Raw genomic sequence first — 22,921 nt, 5'->3', positions numbered from 1 at the left:
TTCCCCTCGTTTTCTCCCAACCTTCAGGTTCCTCTATTAGCCTGAAGGTATGAGAGCTGTAGAAAACACAACCAAAGTTCCCCTTCCCCCCATGTACTACAACCTGTGGGGAACCCCCGAGAACGCCAAGCCCCTCGGTGAGGATCTTAAGAAGCTCCTCGTGAAGGTCTTCGGCATCAGTGGCGACGCCACTCCCAACCTGGACAGCTCCCACGTGAAGCTGGAAGAGTCCCGCATTTCCGCGGAACACTTGGCTGGCCTCGCCAAGATCGTCGGTGAGGAGTACGTCACCACCGAGCACGAGCAGCGCCTTCGCCGTGCTGCCGGCAAGTCCTCCGCGGACCAACTCTCCTTCGCCAGCAGTGAGACTGTACCCGCCCCGGACGCTATCGTTGCCCCCGCTAACGAGGACGAACTGCTGGCTATCCTGCAGTACTGCTCCAAGGAAGGTATCGCCGTGGTGCCGTTCTCCGGCGGCACCAGCGTGGTGGGTGGTCTCCGCCCACTGCGTGGGAAGTTCGACAGCGTCATCAGTGTTGACATGGCCCGCTTTAACCAGCTCATCTCCATTGACGAGCAGTCCATGACCGCTCGTTTCGGCGCCGGCATCCCCGGCCCGGAAGCTGAAAAGCTGCTCCGCGAGAAGGGCTACCAGATCGGCCACCTGCCTCAGTCCTTCCCCTACGCCGTGCTCGGTGGCTACGCCGCCACCCGCTCCTCCGGTCAAAGCTCTGCTGGCTACGGCCCCTTCGACCAGATGGTGCGCCACGTCCGCATGGTTACCCCGCAGGGCATTTGGGAATCCTCCAAGGCTCCGTTCTCTGCCGCCGGCCCGGACCTCCGCCAGCTCATCATTGGCTCGGAGGGTACCTTCGGCATCATCAGCGAAGTCACCGTCAACATTCACCCGGTGCGGGAAACCGTCCGCCACGAGGCATTCGTGTTCCCCGACTTCGCTACCGGTGCGGAGGCTCTCCGCAAGGTCACCCAGGCAGGAACTGGAGTGACGGTGCTGCGCCTGTCCGACGAGATTGAATCCGCCATGAACCTGGCTACCGTCGACAACCTGGGTTCCGAGGAGAAGGTGGGTGGCTGCCTGGCCATCACCATGTATGAGGGCAGCGAGGAGCACACTCGGCTCTCGCACGAGGAAACCCGCAATATTATGCTGGTCAACGGCGCCACCTCGCTGGGTGCCGGCCCGGCGGAGGAGTGGGAGAAGAACCGCTTTAATGCCCCCAGCTTGCGCGATTCGCTGATTGTCAACGAGATTCTTTCCGACACCTGTGAGACCGCGACTGACTGGTCGAACCTCATTAACTTGAAGACGAAGGTGACGGAGAAGATGGTGGCGCGCCTGACTGAGGGCGGCAAGCCGGCTCTCATCATGTGCCACATTTCGCACGTCTGCCACGCTGGCGCCTCCCTCTACTTCACCTTTGTGGCGAAGCAGGATGAGGATCCGGTGGCCCAGTACTTCGATGCTAAGCAGGCTCTGCTGGATGCCATCGAAGAGGTGGGCGGCACGGTGTCGCACCACCACGCGGTGGGCACGGACCACCTGTCCGGTATGCGCTGGGAGATCGGCGACCTGGGCGTGACTGTGCTGCAGTCCGTGAAGGACGCGCTGGACCCGGCCGGCATCATGAACCCGGGGAAGTTAATCCCGCAGGACTAGCCGCAGGATAGTCCGAAGGGATCGGTTGGTACCGTCCGCAGGACTAGCGGTGAGGACCCCTCAGTGTGTGCCCTTGTTGGGGTGGCGCGCTGGGGGGTTCTTGTGTGCTGGTGGGGTAGGGGTGGCTTGGGGTGTGGTGTGGGTGAGTGTGGCAAGCGAAATGCATTGTTTTTTTATGGCCTTGAACTGCGACTTGTAACACTTCGTAAAAAAGTGTCACTTTTGTCTAGGTATTTTTGGGTTTGCACGCTACACTGAAAACTAGTTACAGATTATTTCAATGTGTAACGCTTTTGTTTCTCCCGATGAAAGCATTCACACCACTACTGAAAGGACCCTCTTCCATGGGTATTCAGGAAGACATCAAGCCCCGTATGCGCTGGTGGGGCTGGGGCGTCGACGGACACGACAAGCCCATCAAGCCGGGCGCCACGGAAATTCTGAAGAGCGTCTGCGGCATGGAAGACGTCCACACTCCCCCCGTCAAGCTGGAGGATGTGAAGGTTAACCCCTCCAAGCTCGACGCCGACGACATTGCTGCCCTCAAGGCAATTGTGGGTGACGAGTTCTTCAAGGACGACCACTACACCCGCGTCATGCACACCTACGGCCGCAGCTACCCGGACCTCCTCCGCCTGCGCCTCGGCAAGTGCGAAGGCGCCCCGGACGCCATCGTCTACCCCGGCTCCGAGGACGACATCGCCAAGCTCTTCGAGGTCTGCTCCGAGCGTGGCATCGCCGTCATCCCCTTCGGTGGCGGTACTTCCGTCGCCGGTGGCGTGGAAGCTATGCGCGGCAAATTCAAGAAGGCCATCTCCATCTCCATGCTCCGCTTCAACAAGATCGTGGAGATCGACACCAAGGCTATGACTGTCACTGTCCAGCCAGGCGTCTTCGGCCCGGATCTGGAAGCTGAACTCGGCAAGTGGGGCGTTACCGTCGGCCACTTCCCGCAGTCCTTCGAATTCTCCACCGTCGGTGGCTGGGCATCCTGCCGCTCCGCCGGCCAGGAATCCTCTGGCTACGGCCGCATCGACAAGAACATTGTTGGCCTCCGCGTTGTCACCCCGCGTGGCCCCATGGACATCCGCACCGTGCCCTCCACCGCTGCCGGCCCCGACCCGCGCCAGCTCTTCCTTGGCTCCGAGGGTGTCTTCGGCATTATCACCGAGATCACCGTGCAGATTCACAAGAAGCCCGAGACCATGGTCTTCGACTGCTACTTCTTCCCGTCCTTCGCAGAAGGCATCGAGGTCTTCCGTGAACTCGAGCAGAACGGCGACATGCCGCACCTCGCTCGCCTCTCCAACGAGAAGGAAACCGACTTCGGCATCAAGCAGCTGGGCGGCGGCAACCTGGGCAAGACCCTCAGCCGCTACCTGTCCCTGCGCGGCCAGTCCACCCCCTGCATGGCAGTGTTCGCCTTCGGCGGTAGCAAGCTGCAAGCCCGCTCCGACCGTGAAGCCTTCGCCATGAAGCTCACCGGTAAGGGTGGCGTGCGCCTCGGCCCGACCGCCGGCATGATGTGGATCAAGGAACGCTTCACCAGCCCCTACCTGCGTGACGTCATGATGACTTCCGACATCGCCGTCGACACCCTGGAAACCTGCACCATTTGGGATAACGCCGTCAACCTCCACAACCACATCGTGGAGGACATGGAAGCGGCAGGCCAGAAGCACGGCACCCCGCTGTACCTCTTCTGCCACGTCTCCCACCTGTACGAATCCGGCTGCTCCCTCTACTTCACCTACTTCATGAAGGAGAAGAAGGGCGAAGAGCTGCAGCAGTGGGCCGACGTCAAGGACGCCGCCACCAACGCTATGGAAAAGTACGCAGGCACCTGTACCCACCACCACGGTGTGGGTCAGGACCACGCCCCCGGCCTGCTGGTCGAGAACGGCGATATGTGGATCGAATTCCTCCGCTACGCCAAGAAGTTCTACGACCCGGCAGGCATTCTGAACCCGTGCAAGCTGCAGGATGGCCCCGTGTCCCTGCGCGCACGCTACGAAGCGGACGATCCGCTGCGTTAATAAGACGCCCCACCGCTGCTGCCCATGGTCCACACAATCCATGGGCAGGAGAAGTTGGGTGAACAACGTCCCCGCCAGGGGACAACTAGAGAAGTTGATCGGTACAACAACTCAACAGTGAAGTAGTGAAAACGGGCCGCAGGGCAGTGCCATCCCTTAGGAGAGGTGTGCTGTCCTGCGGTTCGTTGTGTCGCTTCCTCCTCGTAGGGGCGGAAATAGATGGGGTGAGGCGTCAAAAATTATTACTGATATATGCAATGTGAAATGCTCAATATTAGAAGGCATCTACAGACTACGATGACGGTGAAAGCACACCTACTCATGACGAAAGCCGTCTGTTCATGACTCTCAACACACTGTCTCGGACCGCACTTGGCATCCTCGCCAGCGTCGGCCTTCTCGCCACCAGTGCCGGGTTTGCCTCCGCGGCACCCGCCCCCGAACCCGGGACTCCCACCTCCCTCGGCTCTAACGTTTCCACCACCTTCCCCGCGCTGGACACCTCCCACGCCGGGGACCTCTCCTTCACCGACGTCGGCCGTATGGACAGCCACGGAAGTTTTATCCCCGTGGGAGCCAACCACTGGGACTGTAAACCCAGCACCGCCCACCCTAACCCCGTCATCCTCCTCAACGGATTCGGCGGCGAAAACGCCTTCACCTACATAGGACTCGCCCCCAGTCTCAAAGCTGCCGGATTCTGCGTATTCTCCCTCGACTGGGGAGCCGTACCCCCCACCCCCGGCTTCGGCTACACCAACCTGCGGGAAGGCGCCAAAGAACTAGCCGCCTTCGTTGACAAAGTCCGCGCCGCCACCGGTGCCACAAAGGTCGACCTCGTTGGCCATTCCGCCGGCGGCCTCATGCCCTACTGGTATCTCAACAAGATGGGCGGACACCAGTACGTCGGTAAGTTCTTCGCCGCCGCCCCCGCCACCCACGGTACCGACATGGGCGGCAAACTCGACCAAAAGACTGCCTTCGGGCGCCTCGCCGTCGACGTCGTCGACAAGATCGGCTACTCCGGAATCAAGGACCTCCTGCCGTACTCGGACTTCGTCCGTGAGGTGTCCACCCCTAGCCTCACCCGCCCTGACGTGCAGTATGCGGTCCTCGCCACCACTGGCGACACCACCGTCACCCCCTGGCAGAGCCAGTTCCTTTCAGCCGGGCCCAACGTGCAGAACTACCTGCTGCAGGACCTCTGTCCTAAGGCCAAGGCAGACCATGTGGGCATCACCCTCAATATTGTGTTCCTGCAGGTCGTTCAGGACTTCTTGGCTGGGAAGATGACGCCGATTGTGTGTTCGGTCAGTGATACCACTCCGGTAGCGCTTCATCAATATGTCCCATAGGTGATATAAATCATTCTTAATAGAGCCTTAAGGGAGAGTGAACCTCACTACGGTGAGGGGCGGACGCACACTATAGGAGGTTGTGTTCATGTTCACTCTCCCTCAAGGAATCACCAGAGCAACCGCTGCTCTGTCTGCCGCAGCACTCGTCACCGCTGCCTTCGCCAGCAATGCTGTAGCCCCCGCCCAGGCGGCCCCCCTCGACACCACGTCGGCAACACTCAACTATCTCAACAACTTTGACGGTTTCTACAAGGTCCCCAAGACTATCCCCGGCACCCCCGGACGCGTCGTCAAGAGCCAGGACTTCCGGTCCTTCTTCTATCCCACCGAAAGCTCCGCCACCAAGTACCCCATCCGGGGCAAACGCGTCATGTACACCACCACCCTTTCCAACGGGAAGGTGTACATCACTACCGGTGCCCTCATGGAACCCACCTCCCCCTGGGCAGGTAAGGGCGAACGACCCATCCTCGTCTACGGCACCAGTACCTCCGGTCAAGGCAAACAATGCGCCTTCTCCAAGACTCCCGGCGGTTTCCTGGCCGTCACCAGTGGCCTGGATCCGCGCCAAGGGCAACAAAACAAGTTCCTCTCCCTGGTGACCAACTACGAGAACCTCAACGTCATGAAGCTTCTCGGCAAAGGTCTCACTGTCTTCGTCATCGACTACAACGGTATGGCGGCCGACAACTCCATCCAGTCCTACGGAAATAACGTGGAAGCAGGCCGCGCCATGCTGGACGGAGCCCGCGCAGTGCGTGAGCTAAAAGGCCTGAACAAGAACGTTCCTGTCGGAATTTGGGGATTCAGCCAAGGCGGCAGTGCCTCCTACGTAGGTGCCGCCCTGCAACCCAGCTATGCCCCCGATGTCAACCTGAAAGTCTCCTACGTGGGTGCTCCCCCCATTGACCTGCTCGGCACATTAAAGAGCATCGAAGGTGGTGCCCTCTCCGGTCTTCTCGGCTATGGCATCAATGGCTACGCCGGCACCTATCCCGGGGTAAAGCAGGCTGTCGATGAAAACGTCAACGCCAAAGGACGTAAGAACTTGGCGAAGATCGGAAACAGCTGTGTAGCAGACACGCTCATGGGCTACGCCTACCAGGACACCGCCAAGTGGACGAAAGACGGAAAGCCCCTGGTAGCCTTCCTCAACAAATACCCGGAAGTCCTCAAGATTTTCCAGGACCAGCTGAACGCCTCCACCAAGACTCCGAAAGCGCGGGTCGTGCTGTACGCCAACCGAAGCGACGCGGTCATCCCGTACGACACCGTGAAAACTGGCGTCAACACCTGGTGCAAAGCCGGTGCTAAAGTCCACTTCCACACCATCAACTACACCGCGGCAGGCGTAGCACCCCTGTTCACCCACATGCTGCCCAACTTCCTCATCTTCGACCAGATGCTTGACGAAGTCATCGGTATCTTCAGCGGCAATCCCCAGTCCGCTGGATGTGTCAGCAGTAACCTCGACTTCCCCCTGAAGTAACCTCGTTTACCCCTCTCATGCCGCCCCGCCCTCTGTGTGAGGAGCGGGGCGGTTGCTGTATTCGAGGACAGTGTCGTGTGAGGGGGCGCTCGGGGGAGTGCCGTGTGTGGGGGACGGAGTGGTGTGCGCGGGACAGAGTGATGTGTGTGTGGGGGACGGAGTGGTGAAGGGGCGCGGTGAAGTGCGCCGGTACACTGGGGTTATGAAGGACGCCCAACCGACCGCCGCCGGTTCTGATGCGACGCTGCCCCCGCTTCTCTTCGACTGCTTTGGCGTTTTTGCCTGCCTACAGGATCCGGAGAGTGAGCAGCGCCTCTACCAGCTGGCCTTGGGAGCAGCGGTACCACTAGCCGAGAACACCGAGGTGGCGCTCCCGTTTACTTTCGAGCGGTTCGCCGAAGTCTATCGAGGTGTGCGCAAACCCTACGATGCGGGCGAATGGTTGGGCCCCGACTACTGGAAGGTGGTGTCCCAACAGCTCGGTACCACCTTCACCCCGGAGCAGGTGGATGCGTTGATCGCCGAGGATCTCTATTCTTGGCGGCGGGTTGACGAGTCCATGTTGGGCTATCTGGCGGAGCTGTCTGCGGCAGGCTACCCGCTGGGGTTGCTGTCCAATATCCCGGTGGAGTTGGCGGAGGTTTTCCGTACCAAGCCGTGGCTGCAGCATTTCGATTCCATCACCTGGTCCTGCGATCTGGGTGCGGCGAAGCCGGATGTGCGGACATTTGAGCATGCTGCGGAGCAGATGGGTGTGCCGGTGGAGGAGTTGACCTTTATTGATGACACGCAGGAGAATTGTGATGGTGCCGCCATCGCAGGCTTGCGGGCGCATCTGTTTGTGGGGGAGGGCGAGTTGCGTGAGTTCATTGCGGAGCTCACCGAGGGGTACCAGTCCGGCTAGCGGGAGGTGCTTCCGGCTGCCGCCGCTCGTCGCCAGTGCTGGCGGCCTTGCTGTGGGGCCCGTGTGGTTGCCTCCGTCGCCCTTGACGCACGCGTTGGACCCGTCACCGAACGATATAAGGAACCCCGCACGCTGCAGTCCTGGCGTGCGGGGTTTCCAGTTGAGTCGCACTCAATGGGCTATCGGGCGGATAGCGCTATCGAGCGCGTCAACGTATGGAGTTGAGTTAGATAGCCTTGACGGCCTCGATGGCGGCGTCGTAGTCGGGCTCGGTGGTGATTTCGTCGACGAGCTGGACGTAGCGAACCTTGCCTTCGGGGCACACAACCACGACGGCGCGGGTGAGGAGGCCGGCGAGGGGGCCATCGGCGAGCGTCACACCGTAGTCGTCGCCGAAGGTGGAGCGGAAGGAGGAGCCGTTCTTGACGTTCTCAATTCCGTTGGAGACGCAGAAGCGCTCCTGGGCGAAGGGGAGGTCGGCGGAGACGCAGAGGACGCTGGTGTTGTCCAGCTTGACGGCTTCTTCGTTGAACTTGCGTACGGAGGCGGCACACACGTCGGTGTCGAGGGAGGGGAAGATGTTGAGGATGACCTTGCGACCGGCGAAGTCGGCAAGGGTGATGTCGGAAAGATCGGAGCCGACGAGGGTGAACTCGGGGGCGGCAGAATCGAGCTCGGGCAGTTCGCCAACGGTGTTTACAACGGTGCCATTAAATTTGGTCTGAGCCATGTCTATGTTTCCTTTCCCATTGAGGGCGTGTCTATCTCGTTCAACGCTGGGGCGGGCGGAAGTATTCCTGGCGCGCCGCAGAAGTATGGGCGAGCATCTTCATTATGGCTCTGGGGGCGCTGGGGTGGGGTGGAGTTAGAGGCGAACTTTTGGTGACGGGTCCGGGTAGGTGACAGGAGACGTTGGGTGATGGCTCGGGTTAGGTGATGGGCCCGAGTGGGTGACGGGTCGGCGTAGAGGAAGTAACTATTCATACTGCGCGCTATAGGAAATTAGGATATGCTAATAATCGCACCATAATGCAATTGTGCAACCACCCATACCTGCTACTATCTGCGGCGAAAGGAATAAACAATGTTGACACACTCCACGAGGGTACCTGCCCTCCCAACCCTTGCACGAACCTTTGGAATCAGCACCACCGCCCTAGCTCTCAGTCTCGGCGTCGGCCTCGGAACTGGACTGGGAGCTGCCCACGCCGCACCAGTAGCACCAGCCACCCACCCCACCACCACGACAACCCTCGTGGAGATCAAACCCGGCGACACCATCGTCACCGCCTCCGGCGCCGAATGCACCGTCACCGACAAGTTCAACAAGCCCGCCCCCAACCATGTGGATGACTACGCCGCCTACGGTGTGAGCTTCTGGGGTGTCCTCACCGGAAACTGCGGCTCCGTCTCCGCCTTCTGGACCCGTCAAACCTCCGACGAAATCATCGAAGCCACCGAAAACACCCCGCTAGCTTCCGTGGTCGCCAAGGTCCTCCCGCCCAAATCCACCAGCATGAAGGAAATCGGTGAGGCCGCCTACCTGAAGGGCGCCAAGAACAAAGGTGTCGTCGGCTGGACCACTTCCACCGGCGTAGGTATCTCCTTCCTCGGAGTAAACCCAGCTACCGCCACCTACGTGGGCCCGGCACAGCCCGAATAACCACACTCCACACCGCACACCTCCGCGGAGGGGTGGGGCTACAAGCGCAAACACTGCCGGGCAGTCTGCACCGTCTCCTGTCCATAGGCGCCGCCGAAGATCGCGGCATGCAGCGCCAGCAAATACAGCTGATGTACCCGGCGACGTTGCTCCCACCCCTCCGCCAGCGGCGACACCGAGTTGTATCCGTCGTAAATATCGCCCAAGAAGGACTGCCCAAACACTTCCAGGAACGCCAAATCCGTCTCCGCATGGCCTCCCTGCGCAGCCGGATCAATTAGTATTCCCACCACCCCATCAGAAACGTTCTGCGGCAACGGCTCCGCCCACTCAATATCCTCTCGCCGGGCCCACAACACATTCCCTCTCCACAAATCCCCGTGGATACGCGCCACCGGCCCCCGCACCAGCCGCGGCTGCGGGGCATCCCAGTAGCCTGCCTGCAACCGCTCACACACCTCCTCCACCACAGCCGCATCAGTCCGGCTCAGCGAACCATTCCGCAATGCCGCCGGCAGACAGGGAAGAATCCGGTCAGTCGCAAAATACTCACCCCAGCTGCGCCCCGCCGCGTCGACACCTCCAGTGGTTGACGGCTCCGTAGCGGAAGAATCCGGGGTGTCCGTCTGGTACACCGTCCCGGACGGGGGTTGACGGAGCGGCAACTCCATCCGCCCAATCACCCCATTGCCCTCCCATCCGGGGGGAGGGCACCCAAAGGTGGGTGCACCGGCTGCGTGCGTCACCGCTAGGGTTTGCCCAAACTGGTAGGCGGCCTGGCGGGTAGGCCGCCCATTGGGCACCTCCACCAGCGTCATCCGCCCCGGCTCGCTGTGTAGAACCGGCACAATCGGGGTACCGCCGTAGGGCATGGCTTCGGCTAGCCAGTGCAGGCCAAGCGCCTCAATCTCGATGGCGTAGGGGCGGGCAGAGTCCGTTTTGGTGAAGGTGCGCATACCACCAGCATAGGTAGTTACCAACAGGTACGGGCAGGACTCGTCATCCCACTGCTCAGTCCGCTCAGCCCACTACTGCGGGCGCCAACACGACTGGCACCCCAAAGGCAGTGCACACCCGCGCCCACGCCGCATTGTTTGCAGCACTCGGAACATGGCCCAACACCACCAGCTCCTCCGGCAGCCACCGCGCTTCCGCAGACGACTCCTCGTTCTGCATCGCCCAATCTGGCTCCGGGGTGGCGATAGTATCCGCCCCACTCCACTCCGTCACCAGCGCACACCCCTCCTCCAACAGTGGATCCACCAACGGTTCACGGCGGGTGATGGTCTCCTCCTCCGTCAGCGGCGGGGGAGTGGTCGTGGCCACGCGCACCTCCGCATCCAGCACCTGCGCCAGCACCGTCGCCATCCGCAGCGCCTCCCGAGACGCATCGGAACCATCAAAGGTGCAGGTCACACGGCGAATACCGGAGGGGGAGCCGGGGTAGCCCTGCGGCGCAATCGCCACCGGCAGCTGCAGCTCCCGCACCACCTGCACGGCAAAACCGTCCGGGCCGATGCCCGTGTGCGGGTCGTGTGCCTCCGGCCCCAGCATCACCATGGCGGTGGGCAGCGCCCGCGGATCCGTCACCCCCGCCACCACCGCATGGAACAGGTCGGCGGCCTTCAGCGAGAACGCCGGTGGGGTAGCGAAATGGTTGGAGCCCAAGCCGGCGGAGCCCAAGGCGCGTACCGCCGCCGCAGTATCGCCCGGCTCCGGCATGGCGTTGCCCAACTTGTGGGAGAGACTGCGCAGGAACCGCTGCCGGCCGGTTGGCGCATCGGAGGGGTAGATGGGGGCGACTACCTGGACTGTTGTTTGGCCGATGGCGGCCAGCGAGCAGGCCAAACGGAGGGCTTCGCCGCTGCTCGTGTGGGGGTGCCAACAGACCTGGAAACGGTAGAAATCGCGCATGGTTTCAGCCTAGCAAGGGGTTCGCGCTGCCACGTCCGGCGCAACTGCCACCTTGCACGCACGCTATAGCGCCTGGTGCGCACACGCCATAGCGCCTACCGCGAGCACGCCCTAGACCGGTAACCGGAGTGGGGGAGGGCTGTCGCTCGCTGACAGGTAAATACGTGGAAATCGGTGGCACGGGCAGTAAATCACTCTTAAAATCGAAGTCACCAGACCGAAAACTTCCGAAAGGACACCACAATGGTCGACGCAAACAACCTCAAGGGCAAGGCCGAAGAAGTCAAGAACAAGGCCACCGACGCCTACAACAAGCTTGACGACAAGCAGAAGGAAGACCTCAAGAACAAGGGCAAGGGCCTGCTCGACTCCCTCAAGAGCAAGTTCGGCAAGAAGTAAGTAGCCCTACTTCCACCATTCCAGCAACCACCCGCAGCGTGTTGCCTCTCCGGCCACACCCGGGTGGTTGTTGCTATGCGCAGAGACGCTGCGCGGAGCTGGTGACGGTTACGCCCCAGAAAACAAGCATCCTGGCGGAACCCACCCATGCGGGGTGGTGACGGTACTTTCCCGCCTCCGTACTCCTCCCCTATCCTGGAACCAAGCTGACCACCCCCTCTCCCCAAGGAGCTCGTGAATGCGCGCCCTGCTCATCGTCGACATGCAGCCCACCTTCTGCGAAGGTGGCGAGCTACCCGTCCCGGGCGGCCACGACATTGCCGACCGCATCGCCGACTACCTGCGCGCTCACGCTGACCGCTACGGTCTCATCGTCACCACCCAGGATTGGCACATCAACCCGGGTAGCCACTTCAGCGACACCCCCGACTTTGTGGACACCTGGCCGCCCCACGGCCAGGCCGGCACCCCCAACGCGGAGCTCCACCCGCGTCTCCAAGCCGCCCTGGAAGCACTGCGCACCAGCCACCCCGACCTGCCGCTGGAGGCAGTGCGCAAAGGCCAGTATGCGGCCAGCTACTCCGGGTTTGACGGAACCACCGGCTCCGCACCCACCGGCCCCACAGCCACCAACCCCTCAACCTCGAACTACGCAACCACCGCTCCCGCAACCGCTGGCGGCACCACCGAGCAGGGGCTAGCACTGGCCGACCTGCTCCGCCGCTACGGCACAACCGAGGTGGACGTGGTGGGCCTCGCCCTCTCCCACTGCGTCTGCGCCACAGCCCTTGATGCGCAGCGGGAAGGCTTCGCCACCACCGTCTTTGCCGACCTCTCCGCCCCCGTCAGCGCAGAGACCGAGGAGGCTGCCCTGCAGGCGCTAGCGGAGGCTGGCGTAGCCGTCACCCACAGCCCCTACTGGACGTTCGCCTGCTACACCGCCTCCCGCTTCGGCACCCAACCTGGGTTGCGGGAGGCCGCCCGCCGGCTGGGGGAGGGCATTGCCCAAGCCGGGCACGGCATCGTGTATGGGGGCGGCAATTGCGGCCTCATGGGGGTTATCGCAGACGCCGCACTCAGCCAGGGCGGCTCCGTCTACGGCGTTATCCCGCACCACTTCGATGGGCATGAGGTCTCCCACGACACGCTCACTCGCCTGGAGGTGGTGGAGGACATGTCCACCCGCAAGAACCGCATGGCGCAGTTGGCGGATTGTTTCGTGGCGCTTCCCGGAGGGGTGGGCACGCTGGAGGAATTCTTTGAAGTGTGGGCGCACCGGCAGTTGGGCATCCACCAGAAGCCGGTGGTGCTCTACAACACGGACGGCTACTGGGATAGCTTGTTGACGGCGTTGGCGTCCTATGCGCAGGTGGACATTCTCTCCCCGACGCTGCTGGATAGCCTTATTGTGGTCGATACCCCGGAGGCGCTATTCGACGCGGTCGTGCGCGGCTAAAGACGTCTCCTCCTGGAGGGCGCTGGAGCCATTCACATCCACCTCAACCCCGGCAGCCTCCGCCGCCAGCAGCCGCATCCGCAAGCTGGAATGCCGGTAGCCATAACCCACATAGGTGAGGCAGGCGACAAGCATCCACACCGCCAGCGTCGCCCAGGTGACGGGGTGCAGCTGGCTGATGAGGTACAGGCAAGCGATGATCGAAATGATGGGGATCACTGGGTAGAGTGGCACCCGGAAACCTCGCTGCATGTTGGGGTTACGTCGGCGCAGGATAATTACACCTAAGCTCACCACCGCGAATGCCGTCAACGTACCAATAGACACCATGTCGGAGAGGTACTCCAGCGGCAGGAACCCCGCCAGTAAGCCCACCACCAGGCAGGTAATGGCGGTGTTAATCACCGGCGTGCGAGTACGCGGGGAAATGTAGGCGAAGCCCTTGGGGATCATGCCATCGCGGGACATGGCGAACAGCACGCGCGTCTGGCCGAAAATCGTCATCAGGGTAATGGAGAAGATGGAGATGACGGCGGCCGCTGACAGAATGACGGAAAACGTACCGGACCCCGTCACATGTTCCAGAATCTGCGACAAACCCGCCTTCTGGTGCTGGAAGAGGCCCTGCTCCTGGGCGCCCACCGCTGCCACCGCGACCAGCAGGTAGATCGCCGTCACCACCACCAGTGCAATAACGAGGGCGCGGGGAATAGTACGGTGCGGATCCTTCACTTCCTCCGAGGCGGTGGAGATGACATCCAGGCCGATGAAGCTGAAGAACACGGAGCCGGCGGCGGCCCCCACGCCCGCCACACCCATGGGGGCGAAGGGGTGGTAGTTACCGGACTGGAAGCCGGTGAACGCCACGATCGAGAACATGAGCAGCACGCTCAGCTTAAGGATGACCATCACTGCATTCGCGCGCGCAGATTCACGCGTGCCAGCCATGAGGAGGAAGCAGCAGATCGTCACCAGCACCACAGCGGGCAGGTTAATGGAGAAGCCGACAAAGCTGCCGCCGTCCCAGGGGGCGACGGAGAGGTAGTCTGGAAGGTGCCATCCGAAAACACGCTGCAGGAAGTCGTTGAGGTATTCGGACCAGCCGACGGCCACCGCCGCCCCCGAGACCGCATACTCCAGCAACAAACACCATCCCACCAGGTAGCCGACGAGCTCGCCGAGGGTGGCGTAGGTGTAGGTGTAGGAGGAGCCAGAGGTGGGGATGGAGGAGGCCAACTCGGCGTAGCAGAGGGCAGTGAGGCCAGCTGTGGCGGCGGCAATAAGGAAGGCCAGGATGACAGCGGGGCCTGCCTCGGGCACGGCAATGGAAAAGACGTAGAAAATGCCGGTGCCGACGGTGCATCCCACGCCCATCATGGCGAGCTCGAAGGTGGAGATGCTTTTGCGTAGAGTCGGCCCGGAACCGTCGTCACTGCGGTTCGTCCCCATCCCGGACTGGTCGATAATGTCCTGGACGGGTTGTCGAATGAAAGGTGATTTCGCGCTGCGCATGGTTTATTTAGCCTACTCATTGCCACCGAAATAACGTGAATGGTTCGTACAACGGGGATAATAAGAAGAACGATTCTGGGCTGCGTGCGTGCCCTGCGGCGCGCGTGTGACTGCCAAGAGAGGACAATGACACATGGCATCTGTGACCTTCGATCACGCCACCTGTATCTATCCCGGAGCCGCTAAGCCTAGCGTCGACAACCTTTGTTTAGATATTCACGACGGCGAATTCCTAGTACTCGTCGGCCCCTCCGGCTGTGGTAAATCGACCACCCTGCGCATGCTGGCCGGTCTGGAGTTTGTGGACTCCGGGAAGGTCCTGATCGGCGACGATGACGTCACCATGGCCGATCCGAAAGACCGCGACATCGCCATGGTCTTCCAAAACTACGCCCTCTACCCGCACATGACCGTGGCCGAAAACATGGGCTTCGCGCTGAAGCTCGCCAAGGTGAACAAGAAAGAAATCCGCCAGCGCGTGGAAGAAGCCGCCCGCCTGCTGGACCTCACCGACTACCTCGACCGTAAGCCCAAAGCACTGTCTGGCGGCCAACGGCAGCGTGTTGCCATGGGGCGCGCTATAGTGCGCTCGCCACGCGTCTTCCTCATGGACGAGCCGCTCTCCAACCTCGACGCCCGCCTGCGCGTCCGCACTCGCGCCCAGATCGCCGAACTACAGCGTCGCCTCGGCACCACCACCGTCTACGTCACCCACGACCAGGTGGAGGCCATGACGATGGGCGACCGGGTGGCAGTGCTCTGCGCCGGGCGGCTGCAGCAGGTGGATACGCCCCGCAACCTGTTCGACCATCCCGCCAATGCGTTTGTGGCGGGCTTCATTGGGTCTCCATCGATGAACATTCTCACCGCCCCGGTACGGGGTGCGTCTGCGTGGGTGGGGGAGACGCCCATTCCGCTGCCGGGCCGTATCCCGGCGGGGGTGCCCACAACGTCCGTGTTGGTTGGCTTCCGCCCCGAGCGGGTGGAGGGTGTGGTTGCCGCACCCGCCGCTGGCGTGGGGGACAGTGCTGGTGCTGGGGCAAGCGCTGGTGACGCTGCTTCTGCTGGTGACGGTGCTGCGGGCACCGCCGGCGCCTACACCCTCTACATGCGCGTGGATCTGGTGGAAGAACTAGGATCCCAGGCCATCGGCCACGGCCACCTGGCCAACGCGGCCGGCGCGCAGATCTCCGAGCAGCGCATCACCGCCGCCGTGGACTGGCAGAACCCGCCCGCCCGCGGAGACCTGGTGCGCATCACCGTCGCCCCACAGGACCTCTACTTCTTTGCCGATAACGAATCCGGGGTGACACTCTGGGACGCCGTCGCCGCCACCGCCCCCGTAGCCGCAGCGGCCGCCACCGAGGAGGCAGACGCATGAGCCACCTCCACCATCACCACTTCCACCAGCATCGTTACCGGCCCCTGCAGCTCGCCGTCCTTGGTGTCGCCGCCGTCTTCGCCGTCACAGGATGCGCCAACAACTCCTACAACGACGCCGAACACGCCGCCCAGAAAAACCTCGACGAGCGCGGACCCATCACCTTCGCCATGGGCAAAAACGACATCGCCAACCTGCGCCCTGTCGTCCAACGCTGGAACGCCGCCCACCCCAACGAGCGCGTCAACCTCCACGAACTCGCCGGCGAAGCGGACTCGCAGCGCGACACCTTAGTGCAATCCCTGCAGGCCCGCTCCGGCGAATTCGACGTCATGGCCCTCGACGTTATCGACACCGCCAGCTTCGCCGCCCATCAATGGCTCCAGCCCCTCCACGGCACCATGGCCATTGACATGACGAAACTACTGCCGGCCACAGTGGAATCCGCCACCTACTCCGGCACCGTCTATGCTGCCCCCCAAAACACCAACGGCCAGCTACTCTTCTACCGCAGCGACCTCATCAAAACCCCGCCCTCCACCTGGGACGAACTCACCCAAGACTGCTCCATCGCCAAAAAGCACAAGCTGGACTGCCTCGTCACCCAGTTGAAGCAGTACGAAGGCCTCACCGTGAACACCTCCATCTTCATCAATGGGTGGGGCGGGCAGATTGTCGGCGCTGACGGGTTCACCCCCACCGTCACCTCCGATGCCTCCCGCGACGGCCTCCGAGCACTCGTCGACGCTTACCGGAGCGGTGTCATCGCCAAACGCGCCGTCTCCTTCACCGAAGAACAAACCAACCTGGCCTTCGTCAACGGGGAAGCCCTCTTCGCCATCAACTGGCCCTACATGTACGAGAACGCCCGCGCCTCCGACGACTCCAAAGTCAAAGGCAAGTTCGCGGTAGCCCCGCTGGTCGGCAAAGACGGGGTAGGCGCCTCCACCTTGGGCGGCTACAACAACGCCATCAACGTCTACTCCGAACACAAGGCCACCGCCCGGGACTTCATCGCCTTCATCGAAAACCGGGAGAACCAGCTGAGCTTCGCCCAAAACTCCTTCCCGCCGGTCCTCACCTCCATCTACGACGACAAGTCCCTCATCAAGAAGTACCCCTACCTGCCGGTTCTCAAAACAGCCCTGGAAAATGCGGTGCCCCGCCCGGTCAGCCCCTTCTACCCGGCCATCTCCAAAGCTATCCAGGACAATGTCTACGCAGCCCTCTTCGGACGTAAAACCGTCGTCCAGGCCACCGCGGACATGACCAGCGCAATCGAAGTGGCGGAGCACTGATGAGCGCGGTCAAGACAACGAACACGGCAAAGAACACGGCAACAAACAGCGCCACCGGGCGCCGGAAGGGCCCCCAGCTCACCGCCAACGGGCAGCCGCGGCACAAGCGGCCCTCCGCCCGCGGAAAGGTCGCCGCCCTCCTCACCCCCGCTCTCGTCCTCATCGGCGTCATCATCCTTTACCCGCTGCTCAGCGGCGTCGTCCTCTCCTTCAAATCGGACCCCGTCCTCAACCGGCACGACGGCTTCTTCTACCCGGGCGGCTTCATCGGCTTCCGCAACTACGGCTACTGGCTCACCCAAAGCTGCTCCACCGGCAGCACCACCGTCGCCTGCCCATCCGGCACCCTCGCCAATGATTTCTGGCCTGCCCTCGGCAACACCCTCTTCTTCACCCTTGTGACGGTGCTGCTGGAAACCATCATCGGTATCGGCATGGCGCTGGTCATGGCCCAAAACTTCCGGGGTCGTGGGCTACTGCGCGCCGCCGTGCTGGTCCCCTGGGCCATCCCCACCGCCATCACCGCCAAACTGTGGTCCTTCCTCTTCGCGGAACAGGGCATCATCAACTCCCTCTTCCACACCACCATCGCCTGGCAGACCGACCCCTGGGCGGCCAGATTCTCCATCATCCTGGCGGACGTGTGGAAAACCACCCCCTTCATGGCGCTCCTCATCCTCGCCGGGCTGCAAATGATCCCCAAAGATCTCTATGAGGCAGCCCGTGTGGACGGCGCCAACGCCTGGCAGCGCTTCACCCGCATCACCCTGCCGCTCGCCAAAGGCAGCATTGTGGTGGCGGTGCTCTTCCGTATGCTGGATGCCCTCCGCATGTACGACCTGCCCTACATCATGGTTGGCCCCAACCCAGATTCCCCCACCGCCACCGTGTCCCAACTGGTGGTGGCCGCCATCCGGCAAGATCAGGTGAACGTCGCCTCCGCACTATCCACACTGATCTTCCTGCTTATCTTCCTCATCGCCCTCTTCTTTGTGAAGGTGCTGGGGGCCAGACTCAACAAACAGCCGGATCCCGTCGTCGCAGAGGAGGACTAACTGATGGCTTCTGATGCTTACCGCAACGACCTGTCGGTGAAGCCGCTCTCGCAGCGCCCACCGGTTCAGCTCGCCACCCAGCCGGTCCGCGAGCCGTCACCCCGCCCAGTGAAACGCAACCGCCGCCCCCACGCCGGCTCCGTCGGCATCTATGTGCTGGCGATCATTATCATGCTGTGGGGCTTGTTGCCCTTCTACTGGATGCTGGTGACGGCCTTCCGAGAGAAGGACTACACCTTCTCCACCACCCCCTGGCCTACCCACGTCACCCTCGACAACTTCAAGGAAGCCCTCTCCACCGACTTCGGTAACAATTTCCTCCGCGCCATCGGCAACAGCCTCATCATTTCCGCCGTCACTACGCTCATTGCGGTGGTGGTGGGGGTGTTCGCCGCCTACGCACTGTCCCGCTACAACTTCCGCGGCAAGTACGTGGTGTTGGGTGTCATCATGGGCGCCTCCATGTTCCCCAGCATTGCGCTGGTGACGCCGCTCTTCCAGCTCTTCACCGATATTGGGCTGCGCGGCTCCTACTGGGCACTCATCATCCCCAATATTTCCTTCGCGTTGCCGCTCACCATCTTTACGCTCACCAGCTTCATTGATGAGCTGCCGTGGGAGTTGGAGGAGGCTGCCCGGGTGGACGGCTGCTCCCGCGGCAAGGCCTTCCGCACGATTATGCTGCCGTTGGCCGCCCCGGCTATCTTCACCACCGCCATCCTTGCCTTTATCATGGCGTGGAACGAGTTCCTGTTGGCCCAGCAGCTATCCACGCTGCACACGGAGCCGGTGACGGTGGCTATTGCCCGGTTCACCGGCGGCAATGCCTTTGACTACCCCTACGCCACGGTGATGGCGGCGGGTGCTATTGTGACCGTCCCCTTGGTCATCATGGTGCTGATCTTCCAGCGGAAGATCATTGCCGGCCTTACCTCTGGTGGCGTGAAAGCATAGGAGGATCAGTATGGCGGACTTCTCGCGTCGGGGGCGTGTTTCCGATCCTGGGCGCCGGCAGCGCGGCATCATGCAGCGGCTGGAACTGGCGATGGGCATTGTCGGCACTATCACCATTCTGGCACTGCTCACCCTGGTGATGGCGCTAGTGCAGGGGACAGGGTCGGCGTTGGCGACCGCTGCGATCATTTTTCTTGTTGCCGCGGTGGTGCTTATCGCCTTGGCAATCTGGTACCGAAAAGTGAACTAATAGTGAACTGACCTGTTGTGATGGGGGCGTGGTAGTTGCCGCGCCCCCTTTGTTGTGCCGTCACCCGGTTGCCATATACCACGGTGGGGCGCCGGCGGGGTGTGGATGGGGAATATTTCCGCGACGGGTTTCGGTTGAGAAGAGTACATGCCGCCCCTGTGCACACCCCGCACAGTCGACGGCACGCACAACACAGAACGCCTCCGCCCGCTCACCGGCCCTCGCCGAGGTACAGAAAGAAGAACAATGGCTACAGTTGCAGAACATCTGGTGCACCAGCTCGAAGAAGCCGGCGTCCGCCACATCTACGGCATCGTAGGTGACTCCCTCAACCCCGTCGTCGATGCTGTTCGACGTTCCAAGCAGATCAGCTGGATTCACGTCCGCCACGAAGAAACCGCCGCCTTCGCCGCCGCTGCCGAAGCAGAAGTTACCGGCAAGCTGGCTGTCTGCGCCGGCTCCTGTGGCCCGGGCAACCTGCACCTCATCAACGGTCTCTTCGATGCTAACCGCTCCCACCTGCCGGTGCTGGCCATTGCCTCTCACATCCCCTCCTCCCAGATCGGAACCAGCTTCTTCCAGGAGACCCACCCGGATCGCATCTTTGACGAGTGCTCCGTGTTCTCCGAAATGCTGTCGACTAGCGCCCAGGTGCCGCGCGTTACTCGCTCCGCCATCCAGCAGGCCCTCTCCGGCCCGGGTGTTGCCGTGCTGACCCTCCCCGGCGACGTCGCCGATGCGGAGGTGGAAGGTAACCTGCCCGACACTATCACTAGCCCTAAGCCGGCCCACATTGTGCCCGCCATCGAGGATGTGCAGGCCCTGGCCGATGCTATCAACAATGCCCGCAAGGTCACCCTCTTTGTGGGTGCTGGTGCCCGGGGCGCTCACGATGCCGTGATAGAGCTCGCTGAGCTGGCGAAGGCCCCGGTGGGCCACTCGCTGCGCGGCAAGGAAGTTATCCAGTGGGATAACCCTTATGACGTGGGCATGTCCGGCCTGCTCGGCTATGGTGCCTGCCAGGATGCTATGGAGGACGCCGACCTGCTGATTCTTGTCGGTACCGACTTCCCCTACCAGCAGTTCCTGCCCGCCAATGTGAGGACCGCCCAGATTGAGATCGACGCCGCCCGCCTGGGCCGCCGCACTCGCCTGGACATTGCCGTGCACGGTGACGTCGGCGAAACCCTTAAGCTGCTCAACCCGCTGGTCAAGAACAAGACCGATCGGAGTTTCCTGGACGATATGCTGAAGCGCCAGGAGCACCGCATGAGCAAGGTGGTGGGTGCCTACACTCGCGATGTCACCAAGGCGAAGCCTATTCACCCCGAGTATGCTGCGGTGAAGCTGGATGAGGCCGCTCCTGAGGACGCCGTCTTCACTGTCGATACCGGCATGTGCAACGTGTGGGCTGCCCGCTACCTCACCCCCAATGGGAAGCGTCGCGTTATCGGCTCCTTCCTGCACGGGTCGATGGCGAATGCGCTGCCGCATGCGATTGGGGTGGGTACGTACCGCCCCGATCGTCCGGTTATTGCTATGTGTGGTGACGGTGGCCTGTCCATGCTGATGGGTGACCTCATCACCATCAAGAACTACAATTTGCCGGTGAAGGTGGTTGTCTTTAACAACTCCTCCCTGGGCATGGTGAAGCTGGAGATGCTGGTGGCTGGTCTGCCGGACTTTGCCACCGATTCTGAGTCCGTGAACTACGCCGCTGTGGGCGAGGCGCTTGGTATCCACTCTGTGCGGGTGGAGGATCCGACCCAGCTGGAGAGCGTATTTGCTGCGGAGATGGAGCGCCCGGGCCCCTGCGTTATTGATGTGGTGACGGATCCGAACGCACTGTCTATGCCGCCGAAGATCACCTTGGAGCAGATGCAAGGCTTCGCCACCGCCATGTCGAAGCAGGTGCTTAATGGTGGTTTTGGCGAGGTTATGTCGATGGCTCGCTCTAACCTCCGTAACATTCCGAAGCGACCCTCGCAGTTCAGTTTGTTTAATAAGTAAATTTTCCGCTCGTGCAGCGCAGCCCCGAGTAAGCGAAGGAGACACGATGACACCCTCACTGCCTGTATCCCCGCCCGCGTTTCTTTACGGAAGGTGACGGCGGGTATGTCGTCCCTCGCTCTCGGGGCGGGTCTGTTAATGGGGCTGGCAGCCGTACCATCCCAGGCTGCGCCGGTACCGGATGTGCCCTTTTCTGTGGTGAATGAGCCGCAGGATCCGCCGGTGCCGCCCACCTCGCCGTCACCGGAGGAATCTCCCGGCGAAGATAAGGGTGAGCTTGACGTTGCTGGGGTGGACCGCTATCTGTCCTCTCCCGCGCAACTGCGCCGCACTATTGCGGAGCTGCGTGAGCGGCAAGACGTCTACCAGGGTGTGGACGTGTCCGACGTGCAGGATGTGGCGAAGCATAACCTGCCGGCGCGTGTGCCTCGGATCGAGGCGCTGAATCAGCGGCGTGCTCGGGTGGGGTTGCACCCTGTGGTGTTTAACCATCAGGCGCAGGACATTGCGGATGTTGTTGCCGCGGCGATCAAGGATCACGCCGCGTTTCGCGGTGTCCCGGTACGCGCTGTACTCGTGGATTAACCGTATTACCAATACGTGTGCGAAGCGGGATCACGGGCTGGCGCTTTTGGGTCATCGGGAGAAGTGCTACTGGACTTTTGTGGTGGATGCTCCCCGCTTTGCGAATGCTGAGGATGCCCGGGATGGGGTGTCGTTGGGGAGATCCTCTACGACTCCACGTCTACTGAGGTGGGGGTATCCGGGGGTGAGTTGGCTGGGCTGGGCCGCCAGTATTGTGTGTTTGTGGTGTGCAGTAGGTTCTTGTCGGTGGGGGGATCGCTGGGCGAGTTACGAGAAGTGGGACTTAGGTCGCCGCGCCGCGAAGGTGGAGGGGTCGGGGTCTCCGAAGAGTAATTCTGAGAGTGGCGTGGCGGGTGTTGACTCCAAGCAGAATAGTGGCCAGCTGTTTTTCAAGGGTGTTGAGAACCAAGTGTTGGCGCCGTGGCGTGTTGCTGCACTGCAGGCGGCGTATTCGTATCACGGTATTCCGGTGACGGTGGGTCGTGGTTCGGAGGAGCAGATGCTTGCTAATACTCTTCATGTTTTCCTTGAAGAATACCTAAAAGAAAACAGTATCACCCCCGAACGGGGGGGTATATGAATTCTCTCGTTTACCCCTGGGGGTAAATATGACAGGCGTCACAATCACTGGTAAAAAATACCGGCAATATGTGGCAATCGCGCCTGTATGGAAAGGTTCACTAACTGCTTTCCGGGATATTAACGCAGGTGACGCGCTTTTTCAGCGTGCTAGGCCTAAGGTGGGAATCGCGGGTTTTACTATTCCGAGTGGTAAAAAAGTTGGATTTTCGTGGCGCAAGTCGAATAGACGACAGATTCTAGATCGATTCAGAAATCTGAGAAAAAGGTGCGCGTGTAAAGCACATGCGCTACAGTATCAATCACATAAGTAAGTAGTTGCACGCAAGCTACTCCCGCAGAAACGACCTCCGCATTTTGGAGGTCGTTTCTTGCATTTACGGGCCTGGCATAGAGGCAT

Annotated in this window: 20 protein-coding genes; 16 read left to right on the top strand and 4 right to left on the bottom strand. The window is 61.7% G+C overall.

Annotated features, from left to right (window positions below):
• Positions 1-49: 49 nt before the first annotated feature.
• From Q0X28_RS01930 to Q0X28_RS01910, 5 genes are all read left to right on the top strand, one after another.
• A complete protein-coding gene (locus tag Q0X28_RS01930) occupies positions 50-1,678 on the top strand; it encodes an FAD-binding oxidoreductase (RefSeq protein WP_298575918.1) in 1,629 nt (542 codons plus the stop codon).
• A gap of 344 nt (positions 1,679-2,022) precedes the next feature.
• Positions 2,023-3,714: an FAD-binding oxidoreductase gene (locus Q0X28_RS01925; protein WP_298575916.1), complete on the top strand. Its 1,692-nt coding sequence runs from the start codon at positions 2,023-2,025 to the stop codon at positions 3,712-3,714.
• A gap of 341 nt (positions 3,715-4,055) precedes the next feature.
• On the top strand, positions 4,056-5,069 hold the full coding sequence (locus Q0X28_RS01920) for a triacylglycerol lipase (protein ID WP_298575913.1): 1,014 nt from the start codon (positions 4,056-4,058) through the stop codon (positions 5,067-5,069).
• A gap of 88 nt (positions 5,070-5,157) precedes the next feature.
• Positions 5,158-6,561 (top strand): lipase family protein, encoded by a 1,404-nt coding sequence (locus Q0X28_RS01915; protein ID WP_298575910.1) that lies wholly within the window; start codon positions 5,158-5,160, stop codon positions 6,559-6,561.
• A gap of 202 nt (positions 6,562-6,763) precedes the next feature.
• Positions 6,764-7,465 (top strand): HAD family phosphatase, encoded by a 702-nt coding sequence (locus tag Q0X28_RS01910; RefSeq protein ID WP_298575907.1) that lies wholly within the window; start codon positions 6,764-6,766, stop codon positions 7,463-7,465.
• Positions 7,466-7,691: 226 nt separating this feature from the next.
• Here Q0X28_RS01910 and tpx read toward each other — a convergent pair whose 3' ends face one another.
• On the bottom strand, positions 7,692-8,195 hold the full coding sequence (tpx, locus tag Q0X28_RS01905) for a thiol peroxidase (RefSeq protein WP_298575903.1): 504 nt from the start codon (positions 8,193-8,195) through the stop codon (positions 7,692-7,694).
• Between the two features lie 354 nt (positions 8,196-8,549).
• On the opposite strand from tpx, the gene Q0X28_RS01900 reads away from it, so the two are divergent.
• Positions 8,550-9,128 carry a hypothetical protein gene (locus tag Q0X28_RS01900; RefSeq protein WP_296239639.1) on the top strand — a complete coding sequence of 193 codons (579 nt, stop codon included), beginning with the start codon at positions 8,550-8,552 and terminating at the stop codon, positions 9,126-9,128.
• A gap of 38 nt (positions 9,129-9,166) precedes the next feature.
• On the opposite strand, the gene Q0X28_RS01895 is transcribed toward Q0X28_RS01900, so the two are convergent.
• Positions 9,167-10,084 (bottom strand): fructosamine kinase family protein, encoded by a 918-nt coding sequence (locus Q0X28_RS01895; RefSeq protein ID WP_298575899.1) that lies wholly within the window; start codon positions 10,082-10,084, stop codon positions 9,167-9,169.
• A 64-nt stretch (positions 10,085-10,148) separates the two neighbouring features.
• Positions 10,149-11,042: a hypothetical protein gene (locus Q0X28_RS01890; RefSeq protein ID WP_296239643.1), complete on the bottom strand. Its 894-nt coding sequence runs from the start codon at positions 11,040-11,042 to the stop codon at positions 10,149-10,151.
• A gap of 243 nt (positions 11,043-11,285) precedes the next feature.
• Here Q0X28_RS01890 and Q0X28_RS01885 point away from each other — a divergent pair, with 243 nt between their 5' ends.
• Both Q0X28_RS01885 and Q0X28_RS01880 read left to right on the top strand, forming a co-directional pair.
• The gene (locus Q0X28_RS01885; RefSeq protein WP_296239644.1) at positions 11,286-11,441 is read left to right on the top strand and encodes a hypothetical protein; all 156 of its coding nucleotides are present in this window, start codon (positions 11,286-11,288) and stop codon (positions 11,439-11,441) included.
• Positions 11,442-11,679: 238 nt separating this feature from the next.
• Entirely contained in the window at positions 11,680-12,897 is a 1,218-nt protein-coding gene (locus Q0X28_RS01880; protein WP_298575895.1) for a TIGR00730 family Rossman fold protein, read from the top strand.
• Here the strand turns inward: Q0X28_RS01880 and Q0X28_RS01875 are convergent.
• The gene (locus tag Q0X28_RS01875; protein ID WP_298575892.1) at positions 12,871-14,409 is read right to left on the bottom strand and encodes an amino acid permease; all 1,539 of its coding nucleotides are present in this window, start codon (positions 14,407-14,409) and stop codon (positions 12,871-12,873) included. The genes Q0X28_RS01880 and Q0X28_RS01875 overlap by 27 nt on opposite strands.
• Positions 14,410-14,542: 133 nt before the next feature.
• Between Q0X28_RS01875 and Q0X28_RS01870 the strand changes: the two genes are divergently transcribed.
• The 8 genes from Q0X28_RS01870 (at position 14,543) to Q0X28_RS01835 (ending at position 22,522) form a co-directional block, all read left to right on the top strand.
• The gene (locus Q0X28_RS01870) at positions 14,543-15,790 is read left to right on the top strand and encodes an ABC transporter ATP-binding protein (protein WP_298575889.1); all 1,248 of its coding nucleotides are present in this window, start codon (positions 14,543-14,545) and stop codon (positions 15,788-15,790) included.
• Positions 15,787-17,088, top strand: coding sequence for an ABC transporter substrate-binding protein (locus Q0X28_RS01865; protein WP_298575886.1), 1,302 nt, complete (start codon positions 15,787-15,789; stop codon positions 17,086-17,088). The genes Q0X28_RS01870 and Q0X28_RS01865 overlap by 4 nt, the downstream gene beginning before the upstream one ends.
• Positions 17,088-18,143: a carbohydrate ABC transporter permease gene (locus Q0X28_RS01860; protein ID WP_298575883.1), complete on the top strand. Its 1,056-nt coding sequence runs from the start codon at positions 17,088-17,090 to the stop codon at positions 18,141-18,143. The genes Q0X28_RS01865 and Q0X28_RS01860 overlap by 1 nt, the downstream gene beginning before the upstream one ends.
• A gap of 171 nt (positions 18,144-18,314) precedes the next feature.
• Positions 18,315-19,097 carry a carbohydrate ABC transporter permease gene (locus Q0X28_RS01855; protein ID WP_298576016.1) on the top strand — a complete coding sequence of 261 codons (783 nt, stop codon included), beginning with the start codon at positions 18,315-18,317 and terminating at the stop codon, positions 19,095-19,097.
• Positions 19,098-19,107: 10 nt separating this feature from the next.
• The gene (locus tag Q0X28_RS01850) at positions 19,108-19,347 is read left to right on the top strand and encodes a hypothetical protein (RefSeq protein WP_296239652.1); all 240 of its coding nucleotides are present in this window, start codon (positions 19,108-19,110) and stop codon (positions 19,345-19,347) included.
• A gap of 246 nt (positions 19,348-19,593) precedes the next feature.
• Complete coding sequence (locus tag Q0X28_RS01845; protein WP_298575879.1) at positions 19,594-21,357, top strand: pyruvate dehydrogenase; 1,764 nt, start codon at positions 19,594-19,596, stop codon at positions 21,355-21,357.
• 105 nt (positions 21,358-21,462) lie between these two features.
• Positions 21,463-21,942, top strand: a complete 480-nt coding sequence (locus tag Q0X28_RS01840) for a hypothetical protein (RefSeq protein ID WP_298575876.1) — start codon at positions 21,463-21,465, stop codon at positions 21,940-21,942.
• A gap of 82 nt (positions 21,943-22,024) precedes the next feature.
• Positions 22,025-22,522: a hypothetical protein gene (locus Q0X28_RS01835; RefSeq protein ID WP_298575873.1), complete on the top strand. Its 498-nt coding sequence runs from the start codon at positions 22,025-22,027 to the stop codon at positions 22,520-22,522.
• The last annotated feature ends 399 nt before the right edge of the window (positions 22,523-22,921 follow it).

This window comes from uncultured Lawsonella sp. (assembly GCF_947252745.1).
GTDB lineage: Bacteria > Actinomycetota > Actinomycetes > Mycobacteriales > Mycobacteriaceae > Lawsonella.
This window is presented reverse-complemented; position numbering and strand designations above follow the sequence as displayed.